This is a genomic window from Haemophilus parahaemolyticus (assembly GCF_002015035.1).
Lineage (GTDB): Bacteria > Pseudomonadota > Gammaproteobacteria > Enterobacterales > Pasteurellaceae > Haemophilus_A > Haemophilus_A parahaemolyticus.
Genome location: NZ_MUXY01000001.1, coordinates 388,463 through 410,138, shown reverse-complemented (window position 1 = coordinate 410,138; position 21,676 = coordinate 388,463). Strand labels below are relative to the sequence as shown.

Here is a 21,676-nt window from a genome sequence, read left to right as displayed (position 1 = left end):
TGATCACAAATTTGAAATTTAATGAAAAATTATTCTTGAAAGGTTGGAGCAAAAGGCATATTTTAAAACCATCAAGAACAACTAAACTAACGAAGAGGAAAACGTTATGTCACTCAATATCTCTAGCAAACAAATGGACATTACCCCTGCAATCCGTACTCATATTGAGGAGCGTTTAGCGAAATTCGATAAATTTCAACTCCAATTGATTAACCCACATTTCATTATTATTAAACAGCCTAATAGCTATGAAGTGGATGCAACCATTGGTTCGCCTCTAGGTGATTTAGTTGCTAAAGCAGAAAATGAAGATCTGTATAATGCAATCAATGATCTTACGAAAAAATTAGAAGCTCAACTCATTAAATTGAAAGAGAAAAAAGAGCACTAATCTTTAATCGATAAAATAAAATACAAAAGCCAAGTGGCAAAATAAAATGCCATTTGGCTTTTTTGTATCTTTACTCTGGTAAAAATAACGGCCCTAGTGCAGTTTTAGGAATACCAAAATGCTCAGGATAATGCACATCGACCAAATATAAGCCTTCTGCTTTTGCCGTTGGCGCAGCTAACTTGCGATCTTTTTGTTCAAGCAACCACTTAATCCATTCGATAGGCTGAGCCCCTTTACCCACCTCAATCAAACTGCCTACAATATTACGCACCATATGATGCACAAAAGCATTCGCTTGAATATCCACGATAATATAATTTCCCATTCGAGATACATTGAGATGATGAATATTTCGCCAAGGCGTATGTGACTGACATTTGGCTGCACGGAAAGACGAAAAATCATTTTCACCCAATAAAAATTGCCCAGCTTCGTGCATTTTTTCGTGCTCAAGGTCACAGTGATAATGGGAAACACCGTGCGGTAAAATCGCAGAACGTAGTTTGCGACTTAAGATAATATAACGATAACGACGAGCAATTGCACTAAAACGTGCATGAAAATCTTCAGGTACATCCACCGCCCACTTCACCGAAATATCATCAGGCAGATGTGCATTTGTACCGAAACACCAACTTTCTAAAGGACGTTGCACCTCAGTTTCGAAATGCACGACTTGCCCCGTACCGTGCACACCAGAGTCCGTTCTTCCTGCACAAAAAACTTCAATCGGAGAATTCGCAATAACGGATAATGCCTCCTCTAGTTTTTGTTGTACGCTTAATACACTCTCTTGACGCTGCCAACCAAAATATTGGCTGCCATCATACTCAATCCCTAACGCGATTTTCATTTGAGTTTATTTTTTAATTAATGTTAAAAATTCTTTGCGAACATCACGATCGTCTAAAAAAACACCGCCAAAGGCCGATGTTACTGTATAGCTGTTCGTATCTTTCACACCACGACATTTCACGCAGAAATGGGTTGCTTTTACATACACCGCCACATCTTCGGTTTCCAAAATCGTCTGAAAGGCAGTTAAAATCTGCTCAGTAAAACGCTCTTGCACTTGCGGACGTTGTGCAAAAAATTGCACCACACGATTGATTTTTGATAACCCGATCACCCATTTTTTCGGATAATATGCCACAGCCACTTTACCATCAATGGTCACAAAATGGTGTTCACAGGTAGACGTCAAAGTAATATCATCCACCAACACCATTTCGCTCACCTTCATACGGTTCTCAATGTTAGTAATTTTCGGGAAAGTTGCATAATCCAAACCACTGAAAATTTCATCAACATACATCTTCGCTAAACGATTTGGTGTTTCTTCAAGGCTATCATCTTGCAAATCCAAACCAAGCAATTCCAATACTGAACGCATATGATCTTGAATTTCAGCACGACGGCTGTCTTTATCTTTGGTGTGTGGCACAGTGGGGGTTTCAATACCTTTGGCAAGCAACGCATTACGCACTTTCTGTGCTTCGTCTGAAAGACCTAAAATAGGTGAGATCGTTGTCATTTGGTTTCCTCTCAATTTAAGGTGGGAATTCTAACAAATTGACATCGAAAAAAATAGCTCTAAAATCTAGGGAATTGATTTAATAGCCTTATTCTTCCTATGTTTTACTACCGTTTTAACGCAAACCTAGTTCCAAAGAATCAACAAAATTTGATCAAACAACTATTCACTTGCAAAAATTTTGAAAAATCAGACCGCTTGCTCGGTTTTTCCAAAGGGCGAGGTATTACATGGTTTTTAAATACTCAAGCGGAATTAGGAGTAAACTGCGTTCTGCGTCATTATCGAAGAGGCGGATTATTTGGCAAAATCATCAAAGACCACTACTTTTTCAACGGTATTGAACACACACGAGCTTTTCAAGAATTTAACTTGCTAGAAAAAATGCACGCTTGGGGGCTTCCTGTTCCTCGCCCAATTGCTATTCAAATTGAGAAAAAGTATTGCTGTTACCGTGCCGATATTATGATCGAAAAAGTTGAAAACACACGTGATTTAAGTCAGATTTTGCGAGAGAGAACACTGACTGATGAACAATATCAGCAAATCGGAAAACTTATCCGACAACTGCACAATCATCAAGTGCACCATACAGATCTTAATATTCACAATATTTTACAAGATACAAGCGGTCAATTTTGGCTTATCGATTTTGACAAGTGCTATATTCAGCAAGGCGATACCTGGAAACAACACAATTTAGACCGCTTGTTAAGATCGTTTCACAAAGAGCAAAACCGACTAAATATTCACTTTAGTGAACAAAATTGGCAGGCTTTGATGAATGGGTATCAAAAAGCATAAAAGATAGATACCCCATCTTTTACTCTCTACTAATAGAAAAGCCATATAGCTAATTTATACATCATTGGAGCAAAAATAGAAGAAAGTACACCGCAAGCCACTAGTGCGATTGAGCTATAACTCCCTGTTTTTACACTGTATTCCATACAACGCCCTGTACCTAATGCGTGGGAAACTGATCCCATCGTTAAACCGATTGCACGTACATTTCGTACGCCCAACCAATGTAAAATAGAGAAACCAAAAACAGAACCCAATAAACCTGCAATCATTACACCCACAGCAGTAATCGCAGAGCTTCCGCCGATTTGTCCTGCAATCGCAATCGCAATCGGTGTTGAAACGGATTTAGGAATAATAGTCGCTAAAATATCTTGATGTGCCCCCAGAATTACAGCAAAGAATACCCCTGTGAACATTGCTACAAAGGTACTAAAAAGTAATACTGCCACAATAGGCTTCCATTTTTTGCGAATTTGTGGGAGCTGTTCATAAAAGGGTAAAGCTAAAGCAACAACCGAAACACCAAGTAAATTATTTAGTGGGAAATTACCTTGATAGTAAAAATGATAGGGAATATCCAAAAAATAGAGCAATGTCACCACAATCACCAACGCAATCAGGAATGGATTTAGCACGCTGGAACGCAGTTTTCTACTGATTTGTTGCCCTGCAAGAAAAGCAAAAATGGTTAGGAGAGAAAAGAGATAAATCATAGCTGCCTCTATTTATATCGATGGAACATTTTTTGTGCGAATAAACCAATTAACACTAACGATAAAGTAGTGCTAAGGATATTAGCGAGCAGGAATGAGACTGCGTGCGAATATAACACATCCACGTGTTCAATAATTTCTGCACAGACAGGAATGAAAAATACGGTCATATAACGTGTTAATGGACGAGCACTCGGCGTAACCCACTCCACTTTAACCACACCAATCACAAGGCAAGCGAAGAGTAATAACATTCCCCAGATGCTATCTGAAATACCTATTGGAATTAAGTAGGCAATCAGCTTTCCTAGATAAAGCATTCCAAAGAGCAAAGCAAGTGAGAGTAAAAGGCGAATGACTTTGAAAATCACAGTTCCTCCTAAAAACAAGCGGTATCATTTCACTTACTTTTTGCAAATCACAATCGAATTTTTTTATGATTTGTAAAAAATAAGCCAAATTATACCGCTTTAGAAGTAAGAAAATTTGATTTAGCTTAAAGTTCTTTCAAAAAATCTACCACTTTCCCTAAATCCCTTGTGCGTTTTGAGGGCGGTAAACTCTTGAGGAAGGTTGCACCATAGTTACGCATGACCAAACGGTTATCACAAATAATCACTACCCCGCGGTCAGTAACGTCGCGAATCAATCGACCAACCCCCTGTTTTAAGGTAATAACTGCTTCGGGAATTTGAATATCGTTAAACGGATCACCTCCTTGTAAACGGCAATCTTCCATTCTAGCTTTAAATAGCGGTTCATCAGGCGAGGTAAACGGCAGTTTATCGATGATCACCAAAGACAAATCATCGCCTCGCACATCAATGCCTTCCCAGAAACTTTGAGTAGCCACCAGCACAGAGTGCTCTTCTTTGACAAATTTCTCAAGCAGTTTTGCTTTGCTAGTTTCGCCTTGCAGTAATACATTCAGGTTGGTATGCTCACGCAAATAATCGGCAAATCCTCGCATCATATAATAAGAAGTGCAAAGTAAAAAACAACGCCCTTTGTTGGCTTCAATCACAGGCTTAAGCATTTCACCAAGCGTTGTCAGCGTATGCGATTTATTGCTATCCGGCAGATAACGAGGCACGCAAAGCAGCGATTGTTGTTCATAATTAAACGGGCTTTGCAACACCAGTTGTTCTGCATTTGAAATACCTAAACGATAGCAAAAATGGTCGAAACTTCCGCCAACTTCAAGCGTTGCAGAAGTAAAAACCCAGCCCGATTGCAATGTTTTCATCTGTTCACTGAATTTATCTGCCACTGTTAATGGAGTAATATGTAAGCCAAATGAACGCCCATTAGCTTCATACCAGTAACAATAGCCTGTTACTGTCGTATCGCCAAATTTTTTGAGCAAAATTTTCACTTCGGCAAGGCGCTCAAACATTTTATCAAGCATTTCTGAACGACTAAGCGATTTTTTGATGACTTCACTCAAGAAATCGATATTTTCACTGATTTTGGTTAAGCCATTTACCACTTTTTGATCGGTAAAGAGTTCACGTAAATTGCCACGAACTTGCCCATCTGTTCCCATTAAAAGACGAAAATCTTGTACCGTTTTCTGCAAATGATCGGCTGCTTTACCAAGCTGTGCTAAATCTTTTAACTCCGAGCGGTAAACGATGTTGCAATCTTTGCAAAGATCAAACAGCAAGCGAGACGTTAGCGATTGTCCAAAATATTGGCTGGCAATATCAGGCAGCTGATGCGCTTCATCAAAAATAACCAACTCAGCTTCAGGAATCAACTCACCGAAGCCTGTTTCTTTCACTGCCATATCCGCACAAAAAAGGTGATGATTGACAACTACAATATCCGCATCCATCGCTTTTTTGCGTGCTTGCACCACGTGGCAATCTTTATAATTCGGGCAGTCTGAACCTAAACAGCTTTCTGTTGTGCTAACCAATTGCGGTAAAATCGGGCTATCTTCGGCAATCGTCGTACATTCACTTAAATCGCCCGTTTTAGTGGATTGATGCCATTTTCGCACTTTTGAAAGATCATTAAGCACCGCACGATCGCCTGCCACTCCCATCGCAATCAGCTGATCTAAACGTTCTAAACAGAGGTAATTCGCACGCCCTTTCAGTAAGGCGACCTTGCCTTTATATTTCAAAGCTTTTTGAATGGTAGGTAAATCGCGATTAAACAACTGATCTTGTAAGTTTTTTGAGCCTGTAGAAACAATCGTTTTCTTGCCCGAAAGCAAGGCAGGCACTAAATAGGCAAAGGTTTTTCCTGTGCCTGTCCCAGCCTCTACCACCGCAGGAGTTGCAAATTTTACTGCTCTTCCGACCGCTTGTGCCATTTCAAGCTGGGCAGCCCGTGGGCGAAAACCTTGAATATTGGTACTTAACCAGCCATCTTTACTGAAAGCATGGTCAATTTTGTCTGTGTATTTCATCGTATTTATCTAGATCACAAAAGGGCGTGTTCAACACGCCCCTACGCTAAGAGCAACACAGTTGCTACAATTTTTTAATCAGTAAATTAAACGCCCAACAGCAATCCATCATCCGCTAATTGTTCGTGGCGGTTTTGTTGGAAAAGTTGCAACAGATCGGGCACATCCATTTGTTTACGCTTTTCACCAGACACATCAAACGCAACTTGCCCTTGATGCAACATCACAGTGCGATCCCCATATTCTAGTGCTTGTTTCATTGAATGAGTTACCATCAAAGTGGTTAGTTTCTGTTCTCGAACAATTTTATCAGTCAGTTGCATCACAAAATCGGTTGTTTTTGGGTCAAGTGCTGCGGTGTGTTCGTCCAGCAAAAGAATGCTTGAGGGTTGAAGCGAAGCCATCAATAGGCTCACGGCTTGCCGCTGACCACCCGATAAACGCCCCATTCGGTCAGTTAAGCGGTTCTCTAAGCCTAAACCTAACAGAGCCAATTTTTCACGGAAAATTTCACGTTGTTGGCGTTTAATGGCAAATGAAAAACCACGTTTTTGCCCGCGTTGATAAGCTAGTGCCATATTCTCTTCAATGGTAAGATCTTCGCACGTACCCGCCATTGGGTCTTGAAACACGCGAGCAACACGATTCGCACGTTGCCAGCTGCTACTTTGATTCACATTTTGACCTTGAATTAAAATCTCACCGCTATCCACCGAACAATCGCCACTAATCGCATTCAGCATAGTAGACTTCCCCGCTCCGTTGCTACCAATAACGGAAACAAATTCGCCTTGCCCAACTGTTAATGACAAGCCTTTTAATACTGAATTTTCAATTGCCGTGCCTTTATTGAAGGTAATGAATACATTTTTTAGCTCAATCATCATTACCCCCGTTTTGCCAAAAAGCGTTGTTTTAATTTTGGTAATACTAACACAAAAACGACCAAAAGTGCGGTGATTAAATTCAGATCTTGCGGCCCAAAACCAATCGAATTTAACGCCTCATTATTCAAGGCTAATGCAATAAAACCACGATACAACACTGAACCAATTAACACTGCAGTGGTTAGCCAGATAATACGTTTTGCTGAGAATAATGCTTCGCCGATAATGACCGCCGCCAAGCCAATTACAATTGTACCCACGCCGATAGAAATATCCACTCCACCATTGCTTTGTACATACAATGCTCCAGCTAAAGCAATCAAGCCGTTAGAAATTGCCATCCCTAAAATGGTCATTTTATTGATGTTAATCCCTTGTGCTTTTGCCATTCGGGTATTGGTGCCTGTCGCTCTTACAGCCAAGCCGATTTGAGTTGAGAAGAAAAGGTCAAATAAAATTTTGGCAATAATCACCACAAAAAACGCCATCAACAAACGCACTAATGCAAGTTGCACATCATCTTCAATTGGCATCACATCATAAATTGTCGCTTCGCCAAGCAAGGCAAGATTTGGCATTCCCATAATGCGTAGATTGATGGAATAAAGGGCAATCATCATTAAAATACTGGAAAGCAATTTTTCGATTTTAAAGCCAATGTAAAGGCTTGCCGTAATCACACCTGCCAATGCACCTGCGAATGTGCCCAAAAGTGTCGCAATCCAAGGATTTAGACCTTGCAAGATACAAACCACACAAACTGCTCCGCCTAAAGGAAAGGAGCCATCCGCCGTTAAATCAGGGAAATCTAAAATTTTATAAGAAATCAACACGCCCAAAGCAACAAGAGCATAAATCAAACCAAGCTCCAACGCTCCAATCCAAGCGATATTGCTTAAAAACTGCTGAAGAAAGTGAACGAAAATATCCATTGTAAAATTATTTTGCAAATTACACTACTAAACTAGTACGGTGATTTTAAGGGATTTCACAGAAATTTGCAATTTTTCTCGCAAATTTAGCCTCTTTTAGCCCTAAAAAGTATAATTTTTTTACAATCAGTATGATTGTTACAATGAAACGATTAGATTGATTCTCTTGTAAAGGCAGAAGTTATTCCCTTTCAAAACCATTAAAAACAATCATTTTCAAATAAAATAAAACCTGCACAGTAAAGGCAGGTTTTATACAATTTAGAACTTCATTTCTAACGTCATCGTATAGTTACGACCAGGAGCAGCATAACGAGTATAGTTACCTACATTTTGGTGTTGATTAACAGCACCTTGTGCAGTTTGTCTTATCGCCTCCCAAGTTACATAACGATAATTGAATACATTATATACGCCCAAACGTAATAGCATATATTTATTCAGAGAAACATAACCTGAAAGATCTAAAGTGTGCCAAGCACGGGTACGTTTATTTGTTGCTTTAATCTCTTTAGTATTTTCGCCTAATAATTTATTTCCGACTAATTCTTGAGAAGATTTTGCTTTAGATTGCGTAAACATTGCATTTATTCCCCAACTATTGCTAGGGTGATCATAACCTAACCCAATCACATATCGACTAGGCTGAATCGCATCAAAGAGAGAATTATTCACGGATGCAAGAGCAGGATTGACTTGTTTATCTTTTACTTTTAAACGATTATAAGCAAAGGTAGAATAAAATCCATAAGGAATTTTTTGCCAGATCCCATTCCAATCTAGTTGTGCGGTAATGTTTACACCAACAAGTTTTACATTCTGTGCATTATGGTAGCCATAGTTCCCCTTACCTTTACCATCAGTACCCAGCTCTTCTGCGAAAGCAATTAAGTTTTTATACGCATTATTAAAATAGCTTGCTTCAATATTCCCAAAGTTACCTTTAAACGAGATACCAAATTCTTGATTACGAGAGGTTTCAGGTTTAAATTTACCAACATAAACATCGCTTCCACCATAACGCCAACCATACATCTCTGAAAAACTTGGATTTCTGAATCCTGTCGAAATACGATATGAGAAATCTACCCAATCTGTTGGTTTAACAACAATACCACTATTCCAAGAGAAATTTTTAAATTGTCCTGTACTAATTTGGGATTCATTGGCTTTGGTTCGATAAACATCGTAACGAACGCCTATACCTAAATCAATATATTTCCCTAATGACATATTGTCTCGAGCTGCAACATAATAGTTTTTGCCTGATATTTTTCTAATATTGCATGCCCGATAGTTAGAAGATGCACCACTATAATCACAAAAATCCTGTCCTGCGAGATACGCTTTAGGACTCGGGTAAAAATAAGGCTTGTCTTTATACCCATTTCTACCTTTTTCATAAATACTACTTGCTGAAGCAATGACACGCTGAGTCAAATAATCTTTATGTTGAAGTGTTGAATTAAAATTATCAAAACCAAGATTAAACGCAATCTGATGAGTAATCTGATCAGTTGTTACTTTTTTCTCTAGATCAAGCTGAATCAAATTATGTTTTTCTTTATAAACATGTCGGTCTGAATGATAGAACGAGAATGGTTTTGTCAGTTCAGGCCTACACGTTTTGCTAGGATTTGGATAAGTACTACAATGAGTATGCTGTAGATAACTATCAAGATCAATAGACTGTTGGTTAACACTTAACTTCGCTTTATCTAGCAAACCTTCCTTAGTTGGATGCGTATAAACATACTCAATACCCAAACGTTGTTTTTGATGATGTTCGTCAAAAAAAAGACCGCTTGCATAATTTAAGCCTCGCCCATCTCCAGTATGTTGATACTCTCCGTAGTTATTACCATGATAAAATGGTGCATTATCATCAGAACGTGCCACATTTGTGCTTAAATAAGCAGGCATTGTCATATCTCGTATATCAAATTTTTGTTTAGTGTGTTCAAAAATACCACCAAGATAATGACTTTCAGAAAAATGATATCCCCCTCTTAAAAACCAAGAGTCACTTTGATATTGCATCGGATTAGGTTTAATTCGATTCGCACCCGTGTAATCAGATGCATTCGCGGTTTCTTGTTGCGAGCTAATAATAGCTGGCATTTTGGCATTATTTTTACATTGTTCGTAATCAGAACACTCATCTTGTAAAACAAAATAAGAATTCTGTTCGGAAGGTTTTGCAACAAGGCGATGATAGTGATGCACACCTTTTAAGGCATCTTTATGCACTTGTGTTTCTGATCCATTACGATAAGTATAAATCGCCACACCTTCTACTTTCTCATTTTTTCCTGCCATAGCCAAAGAATGTGTGAACCCTTTATTCTTACTTGAATAAGCATTTTTAGTACGCACACCCCAGCTATCTCCCTCTTCAAGCACATCCTCTGCAGATTTGCTTTGGAAAGTCACAGAACCCGCTAACGCACCATTTCCATATTCTGAAGAACTTGATCCTTTACTGATTTCAACATCTTTAATATTTTCATATTCAATTTCATTTATAGCACCTGTTCCAGCATATCCAGAACTTGCTACAAGAGGGCTTTGTGCTACATAAGATTGTGTTTGAGGTAAACCATCTACAAGTAAAGCGACCCGGTTTCTATCCATTCCTCGAATTGAATAGCCAGAACTTGCTCCTCTTCCTTGTTCTACTACTGAAATACCAGGATCATAACGAGTAAGATCGCGAATATTAAGCACCTGTTCCCAATTCATTGTTTCCGTGGTCTTAACAATTTTACCTAGCCCCGTTACTTCATTATCTTTACGCGTTTTTATTTTCTTTGAGATAACATTTACAGTATCTAATGTTATGGATCCCGTTTCTTCTGCTAAAGCATAACTAGAGAATAAAAGGCAAGTCATTACATTTAAACAAAATTTTGGTGTATTCATTTTCTTTATTCCTTAAAACTTATTGAGCTGTCACTTCAACTTGACGTTTGGCTCCAAATACAACAGCAGCTTTGGCTTTGTTACTATCATCTAGTGTGTTAGCACTAAATGCCCCCCCTAATTCAGATCCTTTTGCTCCATAAAATGCCCCTTTTACCTCAGTATTAATACGAACTTTTGTAGAATCTAGCGTATTTTTAGTATCGAGTGCAAAGCCATCACCCTTTGTTGAAGCCATACCACTAAAACTATTTCCATCTAATTTACCGTTAATATCAAAAACAGTATTAAGGCTACCTGCTTTTTTCAATTCGCCAGTCAGGGTTTTATTATCAAAATTCACCGTAAACTCAGCTATATCTCCGGTACTCTTATTTGTTGCAGAAGCTGTGTAAGAGGTTTCCCCATTAGTGATATAACCATCCCAAGTACCACGATAAAATGCTGGTCCTTTTAAAGCCTCAATTTCTTTAGTCGAACTTCTCTGCCCTATAAGGAATTGATGATACTGCTTACGTTCTTTATTATCTTTATCATAGTAAAGACCAAATTTTACGCTATTCAGATTTTGGCAGCAAACAACTGTCTCTATCGTTTTCTCAGCTGTGTTCTCTTTTACGTGGTGTTCTGATGTTGTTGTAAAGGCAGAAGTTGTTGAATCGCTGGCTAAAAGAGGAAGACGTTGGTTGCCAACCACTAGATAATTTACCTCACCAAATGTAGTGGTATCTTTTATGTTAAAATCGTCTCCAACATTCCCATTTCCTACTGCAGAAAAGGAAATTTGTTTTGCATCAAACTGTGTTTCGGCTGTTAATGATTCATCATTTCGTTTTGCACTAAATACAGTGAAGACTCGCTTGTCATCTGTCAAAAATTTTCCACCTAACTCCTCACCATGAGGGCCATAAAATCCTCCTTCTAACGCATCTTTTGCATCAGAAGTAAATGGATAATCTTGACTTATTTTATCGGTAGCGACAGCATTTCCAATAAAACGATTACCGTGAAGCGTTGCGTTTAAATCATAAACTTTTTCTTTTTTAGCTGACGAATTTGCAAGCGTTTGACGTTTATTTCGATATAACTGCCCAGTTAATGTTTTATTGCCAAAGTTAACGTCAAACTCACTGCTTAAACCAAAATCAGTTGAATTAGGATCAACCGCATCATTTTTATTCGTTAGCAAATCATCAATATCATTTGGCACAGCACTTCTCTTATTGCCTGCCTGACTTCCAAGTAATGGATAAGTTCTACCATTTTTAACATTCGTAATAAAGTCCCAAGTCCCTTTATAATGAGCATTACCCTCTACTGGTAACGCTCTTGATGGGTTTTCACCAAAATAAAATGCATAGCCATAAAAACCAGATAAAAAACGTTTATTAGGTATATCTCTTTCTCTCCAGCTATCATTGTAATAAACTCCTGAACGAACATATTTCAAAAGCCGAGTAAAATAAGGACTGGATCCATCATTACTATCCACAATAGAGCCATCAGCTGTTGATGCTGCGACTCTTGCTTTTATCATATTGAAGTCTAACGTTTCATATTCTTCTTCTGAAAAAAGATTCTCCTTTCCACTGCGATCAAATAAATTATGTGCTTTTAATTTCATTGCGGTACCTAATGTTGGGCTTTGCAATGCAGAAAGATTCTTACTTGGCACAGGTGTCAATTGAGACTCTTCATCTTTAAATTGTTTTTTACTTGGTGTAGGGGAATCTTTTGACACCGTATCGACATCAAAAGATCCTCCGCCACTTGAACACGCATTTAATAAGAAAGGGGAAGTAATAAAAAACCATTTTTTGTTAAAACACATCATCTACGATACCTCGCTTTATAAAAAAGATAATGAGAATCATTATAGTTCAATTTTGATTATTATGGAATATTAATTTACCTCATTTTTCTAGAGTAATTAAATTTAAAAGATATTATCTAGAATCTTCTAGATTTAAAATTGGCTTTTCTATAGGGATAATTGAAGAGATTTTGATCATTCATTCTATATTTGAAAGGAGACTATTTTTTGTCCAAACGAGGTAGAGCCTGTAGTTTTAAAAAGAATAACGAGGGGAATATTTCCTTTTTTTCTAAGATAAAAATATTCTCCTCATCGCACAATAATTCAATATCTCGCACACTTTCTTGACGAAGAAGAAGAATAACGTGACAAGGTCTCACATAAGTCCTGCTCTTTTTTTTAAAGAACAATAGTGGCATTGGACAAAGATATTCCGTTAAATCTAATTGGTAGTTTCGCATAATTCTGGCAAAAAATAACCGCTTCATCTGGAGCGATCAAGCGGCCGGGTTCTATTCCTTTTCAGTTAATGTCGTTTTATCACTAAATACAATCAATCTTGCCACTTTATATACTTCAATTTTTTCTTGGGTATTTAAAAAAGCAGGACGATATTTTTCTTCAATTTTCGCAAAAGGAATTTGTAAATTGAGAGACAATGACTGTTTAGGCTGTAAGGTATTTTCTAGATCTAACTGCATATCTTGACTATAAACGACTTGGCGATTATGAACATAAACACTGATCCATTGAATGTTAGCCATAGGTTTATCCGTATTATTCGTAATCTTATATTTAAATTGAGATAATGCCTGCCCATTTTGATCAATAATCATCTCTCGTTCTTGTGTTGTAATCGTCAAAGCATTTTGCATAGAATATGAGGCTTGATTTTCTTTTACTTCACTCTTTTTAGGTGCTGCAATAGCAAAAGAAACATTAAAAATAAATGTTGATAAGGCTATCCAGTTTAATAATTTCATTTAATTACCCTTTTATTTTTCTGCGTTCTGCCATTACTTGCCCTATTTCCGCTAATTTTTCTTGAGAGAGATATTCCTTTCCTAATTCAAATAATGGCTCCTCAAGTGGAATATGCAAATCATAGCCCGAAATAAACCGCTTGATTAACGCCTCATCCACAGAATTTCGTTTATCCTCTAATAATTCTTTCAATTGAATCGCCAGTGCATCCCAACTCTGATGCAAATGAATATGCTGACTTTCCAGTGCATCAATCTGTTCTTGCGCTTGGGGATAAACAGCCACCAATGCAGGGAAGAAATCCCGTTCTTCGTCCTCATGATGCAACGGTGCAGAAACGTTAAAGTAGGTCAAAATCTGTTGTACATCATTTTTTACCGCCTGATTCACACCATGCTCAGCCAAATAAGCAGGTAAAATTTGTAACTGCTTGCAAAAGCGTTTTACCTTACTATGACAAGCATAAAGCATATCAACTGGCTCTGCCCAAGTTGCGAATTGTTGTGGTTCAAATTGTTGCATATTATGCCTCTTTTTTAAATAAACTTAACAAAAACAATGCCCCCGCACACACTACTACTGATGGTCCTGCAGGGGTATCTTTAATCCCTGAAAATAGCAGTCCGAGAGAGACCGCAATAATACTAAAAACAGTGGCATAAATAACCATTGCTTCTGGTGTGCGAGCGAAACGTCTTGCCGTTGCCGAGGGAATAATTAAAAGTGAAGTAATAATTAACGCCCCAACAAATTTCATACTCAAGGCAATTGTTAATGCGGTAAGTAGCATCAGTAATAATCGCACACGAGCAACATTCAATCCTTCAACTTGTGCCAATTCTGGGCTAATGGTAATAGAAAGTAGTTTAGACCAGAAGAAGGCTAAAATTCCACCAATCACAATGACACCAATGCCGATAAAAATAACATCGTTAAAGTTGATCGCCAAAAGATCACCAAAGAGGTAAGACATTAAATCTACACGGACATTATCAAGCAAACTAATCGTAATCACCCCAAGTGAAAGGCTACAATGGGCGATAATACCGAGAACGGTATCAACTGAGTAGTTGGTTTTGTGCTCAAGCCAGACTAAAGCCATTGCGAGAATAACTGTCATCACGATCACAGCAATATAAGGATCAACCTCAAGGAAGATACCAAGTGCCACGCCAAGCAGTGCCGAGTGAGAAAGCGTATCACCAAAATACGCCATTTTCCGCCAAACAACAAAAGCACCAAGCGGTGCGGTAATCAGTGAGAGTAATAAGCCTGCAAGCCAGGCAGGAAGTAAAATATCAAGCATAATGTTACAGGCGGTCAAATTTGCAAATATTTCTGCAAATCCCACCGCTTTTCTCTATTTATATTGGACTATCTATATCGTTTCTGTGGACTTTGAGCATCTTGAGCCTTCAGCCACGCCATTTTTTCTTTGATCTGTTTTTCCATTCCACGCTCAGTTGGAAAATAGAATGCTGTATCTTTCAACTCAGGTGGGAAATAATTTTCACCTGCGGCATAAGCGTTCAATTCATTGTGAGCATAACGATACTCATCGCCATAACCCAGTGATTTCATCAACTGCGTTGGTGCGTTACGTAAATGCTCTGGCACATCATAATCTTTCTCCTCTTTTGCCAAACGTTTTGCCTCATTGAACGCCGTATAAACTGCATTGCTTTTTGGGGCAACAGCCAAATAAATGACCGCTTGTGCAATAGCTCGCTCGCCTTCATAAGCTCCTACTCTGGTATAGCAATCCCAAGCATTAATCGCAATTTGCATCGCACGTGGATCAGCATTCCCAATATCTTCAGAGGCAATGGCTAATAATCGGCGTGCAACATAAAGTGGGTCACAGCCTGCAGTTAAAATGCGGGCATACCAATATAATGCACCATCAGGCGAAGAGCCTCGAATAGATTTATGCAAGGCTGAAATCAGATCGTAATAGCGATCACCGCCTTTATCAAAACGGGCTTGTCGTTCGCCTAGAATTTCTGTTAACAAGGATTTATTGAGTAACTTGCCTTTTGCGGTTGTTTCCGCCATATCCGACATTAACTCTAAGCAATTCAACGCATAACGTGCATCACCATTCACATAATCGGCAAGTAAATCAAGTACTTCATCTTCAAGCACAAAAGTCTCGTTGCCCAAACCTCGCTCTTTATCGGTCAAAGCTTGCTCTAATACGCTTAAAATATCTTGCTTTTGAAGTGGTTTGAGAATGTAAATTCGAGCCCGAGAAAGCAATGCATTATTTAATTCAAAGGATGGATTTTCGGTTGTTGCACCAATAAAAATAATTGTGCCATCTTCAATATGGGGCAAAAACGCATCTTGTTGGCTTTTGTTAAAACGATGCACTTCGTCCACAAACAGTACCGTTCTTCTACCTGTTTGCTGATTTAATTTTGCTTTATCAATGGCTTCGCGGATCTCTTTAATACCAGACGTTACTGCTGAAAGACGCTCTACTTCTGCATTCAAATGATGTGCAATAATCTCTGCTAATGTGGTTTTACCCGTGCCAGGGGGCCCCCAGAAGATCATTGAATGTGCCCGTTGCATTGAAATCGCTTTTTGCAAAGGCTTACCTTCAGCAATTAAGTGCGTTTGCCCGCGATACTCTGCCAGTGTACGAGGTCGCATTCGGGCAGAAAGTGGTCGAAAATCTTCGGCAAAATCAAAAGAGAAAGTGCTCATTTTTCCCTCCTCTAACGTAAACGTAATTGACGACGAATTTGTCTCATGAGCAAGAAGACCCAAGGCCAGAGAATACCGCTAATTACTGCTCCGATAATTTCTTGACTATTGAAAGTAGCAGAATGCAACAGTGTACCAATTAAATAGATAAAAATGCGAATGGCAATAATATAAGCGATTACAATTATACCTTGTAACCAAAGAGAGAGATTTCGCAAAATAAGATGGTATTTTGCAACAAAATAGAGCGCTATAGAAAGCACAAGTGCGTGAACACCAAGCACTGAACCTAAAATCAAATCCCAAATGATACCAGCTACAAAAGCCGTACCTACACTAACTTTATCAGGCAATGCTAATGCCCAATAAATCAACACAAGAATAAGCCAAGAAGGGCGAAAACCTTGCAAACCAACAGGCCAAGGCATAATTTCTAAAATCAGGGCGACCACAAAAATAAACGCCAACACAATAATTTGGAAAAGTGGATGCTGTCGCATTATTCTGCTCCCTGTTCAGTATGGTGTTCTTGATCTTGCACGGGTTCTGGTTGGGCTGCAGGGTTATCCGAAGCTTCATCTGTTTGATCAAGAACCTCTAGTTTCTCTTCTGCTTTATCCTCAACCTGCTCTTTCTTATTTGTTAAATTACGCAATCGATCAATTGGGCTAACGCTACGGCGACGCTCTTCAACCACCTCTCGTACTTCTTGAGGTGAGAGCGCTTGAGCTTTTCGCATTTCATCGTTAATTGGCCACAATAAAAGCAAATAACGCAAGCGATCTAAAGAGGCAAGCGGTTTGGCAATAATGCGAGCAAATTGGCTTTTAGTATCGTTGGTAACGCTTTCCACAATGGCTACGGGATAGCCTTCAGGAAAGCGGCTACCTAAGCCCGAAGTAACAAGTACATCGCCTTTCACAATATCAGTCGAACGAGGCAGATTATCGATAACAAGCTCGTCATTATGCCCCGTGCCATTTGCAATGCCTCGCACATCGTTACGTAATACCTGCACAGGTACGGCGTGCGTGATGTCGGTAATTAGCAACACTCGACTTATATTTTCACCTACCGAGATCACCTGTCCTACAACACCTCGCTCATCAATCACAGCCTGCCCAACATAAGCACCTGTTTTTTGCCCTTGATTGATAACTACTTGCTGGCGATAAGCATCCATCTCTGAGGTTAAAACTTCAGTGATTTTCTTATATTCATCTTGACGTAATGGTGAGCCTAACAGCAAACGCAGACGTTGGTTTTCAACTTTTAACTGATCGAGTAACAACAAATCGGCATTTTTCTCGCGAAGTTGCTCTTTTAACACTCGGTTCTCAAGCTGCAATTTGTTAGTATCAATAAAATTATCACTGATGCCATCTAATACAGAGCGAGGTGTATTGGCAAAATAATACAAGCCACTGACTGCGGTTTCGAGCATATTACGGATTTGAATCATCGCACTGCTTCGACCATCTAATGTAATCAGCATGATTGAAATACAAATTGCAAAGAAGAGGCGAACCCCTAAAGAGGGGGCTTTCGCAAAAATTGGCTTCATAGAGTTGCTAATAAAATGAAAAGAGTTGGGGTTAAATAGAAAATGGACATAAGCTGATGTCCATTTCTATTTTTGAATAATTAGCCGATATTACTCATCATGGCTGAAAACATCGCCACCGTGCATATCGATCATATCTAATGCTTTACCGCCACCACGAGCCACACAAGTTAAAGGCTCTTCAGCTGTAACCACCATTACGCCCGTGCTATCTGATAAAAAGCGGTCTAAATTTCTTAATAAAGCACCACCACCAGTTAATACCATACCACGTTCGAAAATGTCAGCTGCTAATTCTGGTGGGCATTGTTCTAACACAGCTTTTACTGCATCTACAATTCCTGTTAATGGCTGTTCGATTGCTTCTAACACATGTTTTGAATTTAAAGTGAACGTACGAGGAGCTCCTTCTGCAAGGTTATGACCGTGTACTTCCATCTCTACAATATCATCATCATTTTCAATTTTCGCTGTTGCGATCTCTTTTTTGATACGTTCTGCGGTAGCTTCACCAATCGCCGAACCGAAATGACGGCGCACATAAGCAACAATCGCTTCATCTAATTTATCACCACCGATGCGCACAGAGCTTGAATACACAATACCATTTAATGAAAGCACAGCCACTTCGGTTGTACCACCACCAATATCAATAACCATCGAACCTGTTGCTTCATGAACTGGCAATCCAGCACCAATAGCTGCAGCCATTGGCTCTTCAATTAAGTAAACTTCGCGAGCACCTGCACCAATTGCAGACTCTTTAATTGCACGGCGTTCAACCTGCGTTGCACCTGCTGGCACACACACTAACACACGAGGGCTTGGACGCATAAAATTATTGCTATGCACCTGTTTAATAAAATGCTGCAACATTTTTTCTGTTACAAAAAAATCAGCAATTACACCATCTTTCATCGGACGAATCGCCATAATACTTTTTGGCGTACGACCAAGCATCAATTTTGCATCTGAACCAACAGCGGCAATACTTTTTAACGATCCCATTCTATCCTGACGCACCGCCACTACAGAAGGTTCATCAAGCACAATACCCTGCCCTTTTACATAAACTAACGTATTTGCTGTACCAAGATCGATTGATAAATCGTTAGAAAATAATCCAAGAAATTTTTTAAACATAAAAAGAAATCCGTTATTTATTGTTATTCACGCACCACCGACCGCTCCAAAGCGATCCAAAAATTGCCGTATAATATAGCAAAAAATAGGCATTTATTTCAACGAATAATTTGGACGTTTTAAGATAAACTTTACTTAAAGTTGCATTATTAAACGCCAAGCATACATGACAAGACTTGCTGCAATCACAAACATTATCACACCCGTAATAAAATCTAGTATCTGCCAAGTACGGCGTTTAGCAAGGTAAGGAGCAAAAAATCCCGCTCCATAACCTATCCCAAAAAACCAAATGAATGAGCAACTTAATGCTCCAAATAAAAAAGCAATTTTCTCGCTGAAAGCGAGTTTTCCTCCAATCGCACCTAAAATCGCTACCGTATCAATATAAACGTGCGGATTTAAAAACGTAACCGCAAAAGTAACCATCAAGATACGTTTTAAACTTGTTATATTTTCACTACTCTGCGTTAAAGCTCCATCTGCTTTAAATATATTTAGAAAAGATCGACTTCCATACGTAAAAAGAAAAACAGCTCCAAGAATAGCTAGAAGCAAGCTCACAACAGGTAATCGACTAATCAATTCTCCAAGCCCTAATACACCAACCGTCATCAAAAACACATCGCCTAGAAAACAAATTAATGCAACAGCAAAAACGTGCTGTTTTAAAATGCCTTGCTTAAGTAAAAAAGCATTTTGTGCCCCAATGGAAACAATCAAACCGAAGCAAACAATTAGACCTTGAATAAAAAACTCCATTATACTCTCCAAAAAATAAGCGGTTCATTTTCGTAAAACTCTTACAAAAATCAACCGCTTGTATATTTTAAATCAACTTATTACTCAACTACTTGCCCTACAATTGAGCGGGTATCTAATCGTACTTCGGTGAGTTTTACTCTCACTTTCTGCCCGATTTGGTAAGCTTTCTCCCCTTTAATGTAAATCGCTAATTCCTCAGGGCGGAAATCCATTTCAGTTTTCTCATCGTGAAGTGTTGAAAATGGCACGAAAATAGAAGCCCCGTTGTCAATTACTTTTGCACGTAAGCCACCACGTGAAACATCTGCAAGTTCGCACTCAAATTCGACCGCTTGTTCCACCATCGGATGTAAGTAGCGAGCGTATAACCAATCGGCAATATCACGCTCGACCATTCGATTTTGCTTACGTGCTTCTTGCAAGCGGTCTAAAATACTCTGCTCAACGCAATTGATCTCTTTGCCTGCCAACACTTGCTTAATTAAACGGTGGTTTACCATATCGCCATATTTACGGATTGGCGAGGTCCAAGTCGCGTAATGGCTGATTCCCAAGCCAAAGTGCGGAGCAACTTCCGCTTTAAATTCTGCAAAAGTGAGATAACGGCGCAAACGTAGCTCCAAGAAGTTTTCTGGGAACTCACGCACATCACGTTGCATTGCACAGTATCCTTCTAATGTTGCCAATTTTTCTGCAGAATAACGATCATTAAGCTCAGCAAGTTGATCCTCTGCTGTGGTCTCATCAGTTAAAGTATTTAACAAGAAGGTTCTAACGGCTTCCATATTTTTTGGTTCAAACCCTGCATGGGTGTTGAATACACCCGTTTTGGCGTGATTTGCCAAGAATTGTGCAGCACAGATGTTAGCAATAATCATCGACTCTTCAATGATTTGGTTGGCGATACGACGGAAGTCAAGGTGAATTTCACGCACAGAACCATCTTCATTTAGCTCAAATGAATAATCGCCTTGCTCATTGAACATCAAGGCATTTTCTTTACGCCAGTTAATGCGAGCCTGCGTGAATTGATGCAACCAGTCAATCTGCTGTTTCACGTGTTCATTTTCAGGCTGCCACGCATTTTCAACGCCTTCTAAATAGTCTGAAACATGGTCATAGACCAATTTTGCTTTGCTCTCCACCCAAGCTGAAACAAACTCCACTTCTTTGTTAATATTGCCCGCTAAATCGGTTTCGATATAACCCACCAACGCTGGGCGTTTCGCATTAGGCACAAGCGAACAAAGGTCATCCGATAATTCACGCGGTAACATTGGAATGTTAAAACCAGGTAAGTAGTTGGTAAAACAACGTTGGCGAGCCGCTTTTTCAATCGCTGAATCTTCTGGAATATACGCTGTTGGATCGGCAATAGCTACCACCAAACGCCAGCCCGTTTGTGTACCATTCTCTTCAATTGGCTTGATAAACAAAGCATCGTCCATATCTTGCGTACTTTCGCTGTCAATGGTGGTGAAATAAAGATCGGTTAAATCTTGACGTGTTAATTCATCATTTAAACTATAACGTTTCTCGGTTGCCACAGGCTCACGCGGTTGTTCGTGGCGAGCCAACGTTACCCACCACGGGGCGAAATTATCGCTTTCGTGGCAAATAAATTGCGTCACTTGAGCAAAGAAAAAGCGATCATCACGCAATGGGTGGGTTTTAAGTTGTGCCACAACCCAATCACCGTTTTCCAATTTTTCTTTTACACTTTTGTGTGTATTGGCTGAAATGATATTTTTAATGCTTGGATGATCCACTACAAGCTGTAATTTACCCTCGCGATTGTAGCGAACTTGAGCAATAAAGCGGTCTAACATTGGTTCAATTAAGCTATCAATTTCTACTGAAGCCTTATCACCCTCACGTTTTACCACCGCTTTTACAGTATCACCGTGCATCACTTTTTTCATTTCCGTAGGCGGAATAAAAAAGCTCTCTTTTTCGCATTCTAAAAAGCCGTAAGATTTATCGGTCGCTTTAACGCGTCCTTCTGCATATTCTTTATTAGCTTCCATTTGCTGTTTTAATTGAGTCAAAAGGGGATTGTTTGAAAACATAATTCTCTCTTAATA

The 21,676-nt window shown here is 39.1% G+C and carries 20 protein-coding genes; 2 read left to right on the top strand and 18 right to left on the bottom strand.

The genetic code is table 11. From position 1 onward, the window contains the following. Positions 1 to 106: 106 nt before the first annotated feature. Complete coding sequence (hpf, locus tag B0185_RS02030; protein ID WP_005705542.1) at positions 107 to 391, top strand: ribosome hibernation-promoting factor, HPF/YfiA family; 285 nt, start codon at positions 107 to 109, stop codon at positions 389 to 391. A gap of 70 nt (positions 392 to 461) precedes the next feature. Here the strand turns inward: hpf and truA are convergent, their stop codons facing one another. Continuing rightward, a complete protein-coding gene (truA, locus tag B0185_RS02025) occupies positions 462 to 1,247 on the bottom strand; it encodes a tRNA pseudouridine(38-40) synthase TruA (RefSeq protein ID WP_005705587.1) in 786 nt (261 codons plus the stop codon). 6 nt (positions 1,248 to 1,253) lie between these two features. Continuing rightward, positions 1,254 to 1,928: a GTP cyclohydrolase I FolE gene (gene folE, locus B0185_RS02020; protein WP_005705485.1), complete on the bottom strand. Its 675-nt coding sequence runs from the start codon at positions 1,926 to 1,928 to the stop codon at positions 1,254 to 1,256. A 99-nt stretch (positions 1,929 to 2,027) separates the two neighbouring features. On the opposite strand from folE, the gene B0185_RS02015 reads away from it, so the two are divergent. Continuing rightward, a complete protein-coding gene (locus B0185_RS02015) occupies positions 2,028 to 2,732 on the top strand; it encodes a 3-deoxy-D-manno-octulosonic acid kinase (protein WP_039862956.1) in 705 nt (234 codons plus the stop codon). 29 nt (positions 2,733 to 2,761) lie between these two features. On the opposite strand, the gene B0185_RS02010 is transcribed toward B0185_RS02015, so the two are convergent. The 16 genes from B0185_RS02010 to B0185_RS01930 all read right to left on the bottom strand — a co-directional run bounded on the left by B0185_RS02010 (position 2,762) and on the right by B0185_RS01930 (position 21,661). Continuing rightward, a complete protein-coding gene (locus B0185_RS02010; RefSeq protein ID WP_005705534.1) occupies positions 2,762 to 3,448 on the bottom strand; it encodes an LrgB family protein in 687 nt (228 codons plus the stop codon). Positions 3,449 to 3,456: 8 nt separating this feature from the next. Then, a complete protein-coding gene (locus B0185_RS02005) occupies positions 3,457 to 3,768 on the bottom strand; it encodes a CidA/LrgA family protein (RefSeq protein WP_370447475.1) in 312 nt (103 codons plus the stop codon). A gap of 176 nt (positions 3,769 to 3,944) precedes the next feature. Beyond that, positions 3,945 to 5,867, bottom strand: coding sequence for a DNA repair helicase YoaA (gene yoaA / locus B0185_RS02000; protein ID WP_005705449.1), 1,923 nt, complete (start codon positions 5,865 to 5,867; stop codon positions 3,945 to 3,947). Positions 5,868 to 5,953: 86 nt separating this feature from the next. Beyond that, the gene (locus tag B0185_RS01995; RefSeq protein WP_005705545.1) at positions 5,954 to 6,751 is read right to left on the bottom strand and encodes an ABC transporter ATP-binding protein; all 798 of its coding nucleotides are present in this window, start codon (positions 6,749 to 6,751) and stop codon (positions 5,954 to 5,956) included. A 2-nt stretch (positions 6,752 to 6,753) separates the two neighbouring features. Further along, positions 6,754 to 7,686, bottom strand: a complete 933-nt coding sequence (locus B0185_RS01990; protein WP_005705553.1) for an ABC transporter permease — start codon at positions 7,684 to 7,686, stop codon at positions 6,754 to 6,756. 261 nt (positions 7,687 to 7,947) lie between these two features. Then, the gene (locus tag B0185_RS01985) at positions 7,948 to 10,608 is read right to left on the bottom strand and encodes a lactoferrin/transferrin family TonB-dependent receptor (protein WP_005705536.1); all 2,661 of its coding nucleotides are present in this window, start codon (positions 10,606 to 10,608) and stop codon (positions 7,948 to 7,950) included. Between the two features lie 19 nt (positions 10,609 to 10,627). Beyond that, positions 10,628 to 12,442: a transferrin-binding protein-like solute binding protein gene (locus B0185_RS01980; protein WP_050855293.1), complete on the bottom strand. Its 1,815-nt coding sequence runs from the start codon at positions 12,440 to 12,442 to the stop codon at positions 10,628 to 10,630. Positions 12,443 to 12,936: 494 nt separating this feature from the next. After that, complete coding sequence (locus B0185_RS01970) at positions 12,937 to 13,407, bottom strand: hypothetical protein (protein ID WP_005705495.1); 471 nt, start codon at positions 13,405 to 13,407, stop codon at positions 12,937 to 12,939. A gap of 4 nt (positions 13,408 to 13,411) precedes the next feature. Beyond that, positions 13,412 to 13,930 carry a hemerythrin domain-containing protein gene (locus tag B0185_RS01965; protein WP_005705498.1) on the bottom strand — a complete coding sequence of 173 codons (519 nt, stop codon included), beginning with the start codon at positions 13,928 to 13,930 and terminating at the stop codon, positions 13,412 to 13,414. A 1-nt stretch (position 13,931) separates the two neighbouring features. Beyond that, a complete protein-coding gene (gene znuB / locus B0185_RS01960) occupies positions 13,932 to 14,714 on the bottom strand; it encodes a zinc ABC transporter permease subunit ZnuB (protein WP_039862977.1) in 783 nt (260 codons plus the stop codon). A 68-nt stretch (positions 14,715 to 14,782) separates the two neighbouring features. After that, positions 14,783 to 16,120: a replication-associated recombination protein A gene (locus B0185_RS01955; protein ID WP_005705457.1), complete on the bottom strand. Its 1,338-nt coding sequence runs from the start codon at positions 16,118 to 16,120 to the stop codon at positions 14,783 to 14,785. Between the two features lie 11 nt (positions 16,121 to 16,131). Continuing rightward, positions 16,132 to 16,620, bottom strand: a complete 489-nt coding sequence (mreD, locus tag B0185_RS01950; RefSeq protein ID WP_005705445.1) for a rod shape-determining protein MreD — start codon at positions 16,618 to 16,620, stop codon at positions 16,132 to 16,134. After that, the gene (gene mreC, locus B0185_RS01945) at positions 16,620 to 17,684 is read right to left on the bottom strand and encodes a rod shape-determining protein MreC (RefSeq protein ID WP_005705583.1); all 1,065 of its coding nucleotides are present in this window, start codon (positions 17,682 to 17,684) and stop codon (positions 16,620 to 16,622) included. The genes mreD and mreC overlap by 1 nt, the downstream gene beginning before the upstream one ends. A 90-nt stretch (positions 17,685 to 17,774) precedes the next feature. Next, the gene (locus B0185_RS01940) at positions 17,775 to 18,827 is read right to left on the bottom strand and encodes a rod shape-determining protein (RefSeq protein WP_005705490.1); all 1,053 of its coding nucleotides are present in this window, start codon (positions 18,825 to 18,827) and stop codon (positions 17,775 to 17,777) included. Positions 18,828 to 18,962: 135 nt separating this feature from the next. Further along, the gene (locus B0185_RS01935) at positions 18,963 to 19,589 is read right to left on the bottom strand and encodes a LysE/ArgO family amino acid transporter (protein WP_005705481.1); all 627 of its coding nucleotides are present in this window, start codon (positions 19,587 to 19,589) and stop codon (positions 18,963 to 18,965) included. Between the two features lie 80 nt (positions 19,590 to 19,669). Further along, positions 19,670 to 21,661: an exoribonuclease II gene (locus tag B0185_RS01930; RefSeq protein ID WP_005705467.1), complete on the bottom strand. Its 1,992-nt coding sequence runs from the start codon at positions 21,659 to 21,661 to the stop codon at positions 19,670 to 19,672. Positions 21,662 to 21,676 lie beyond the last annotated feature (15 nt).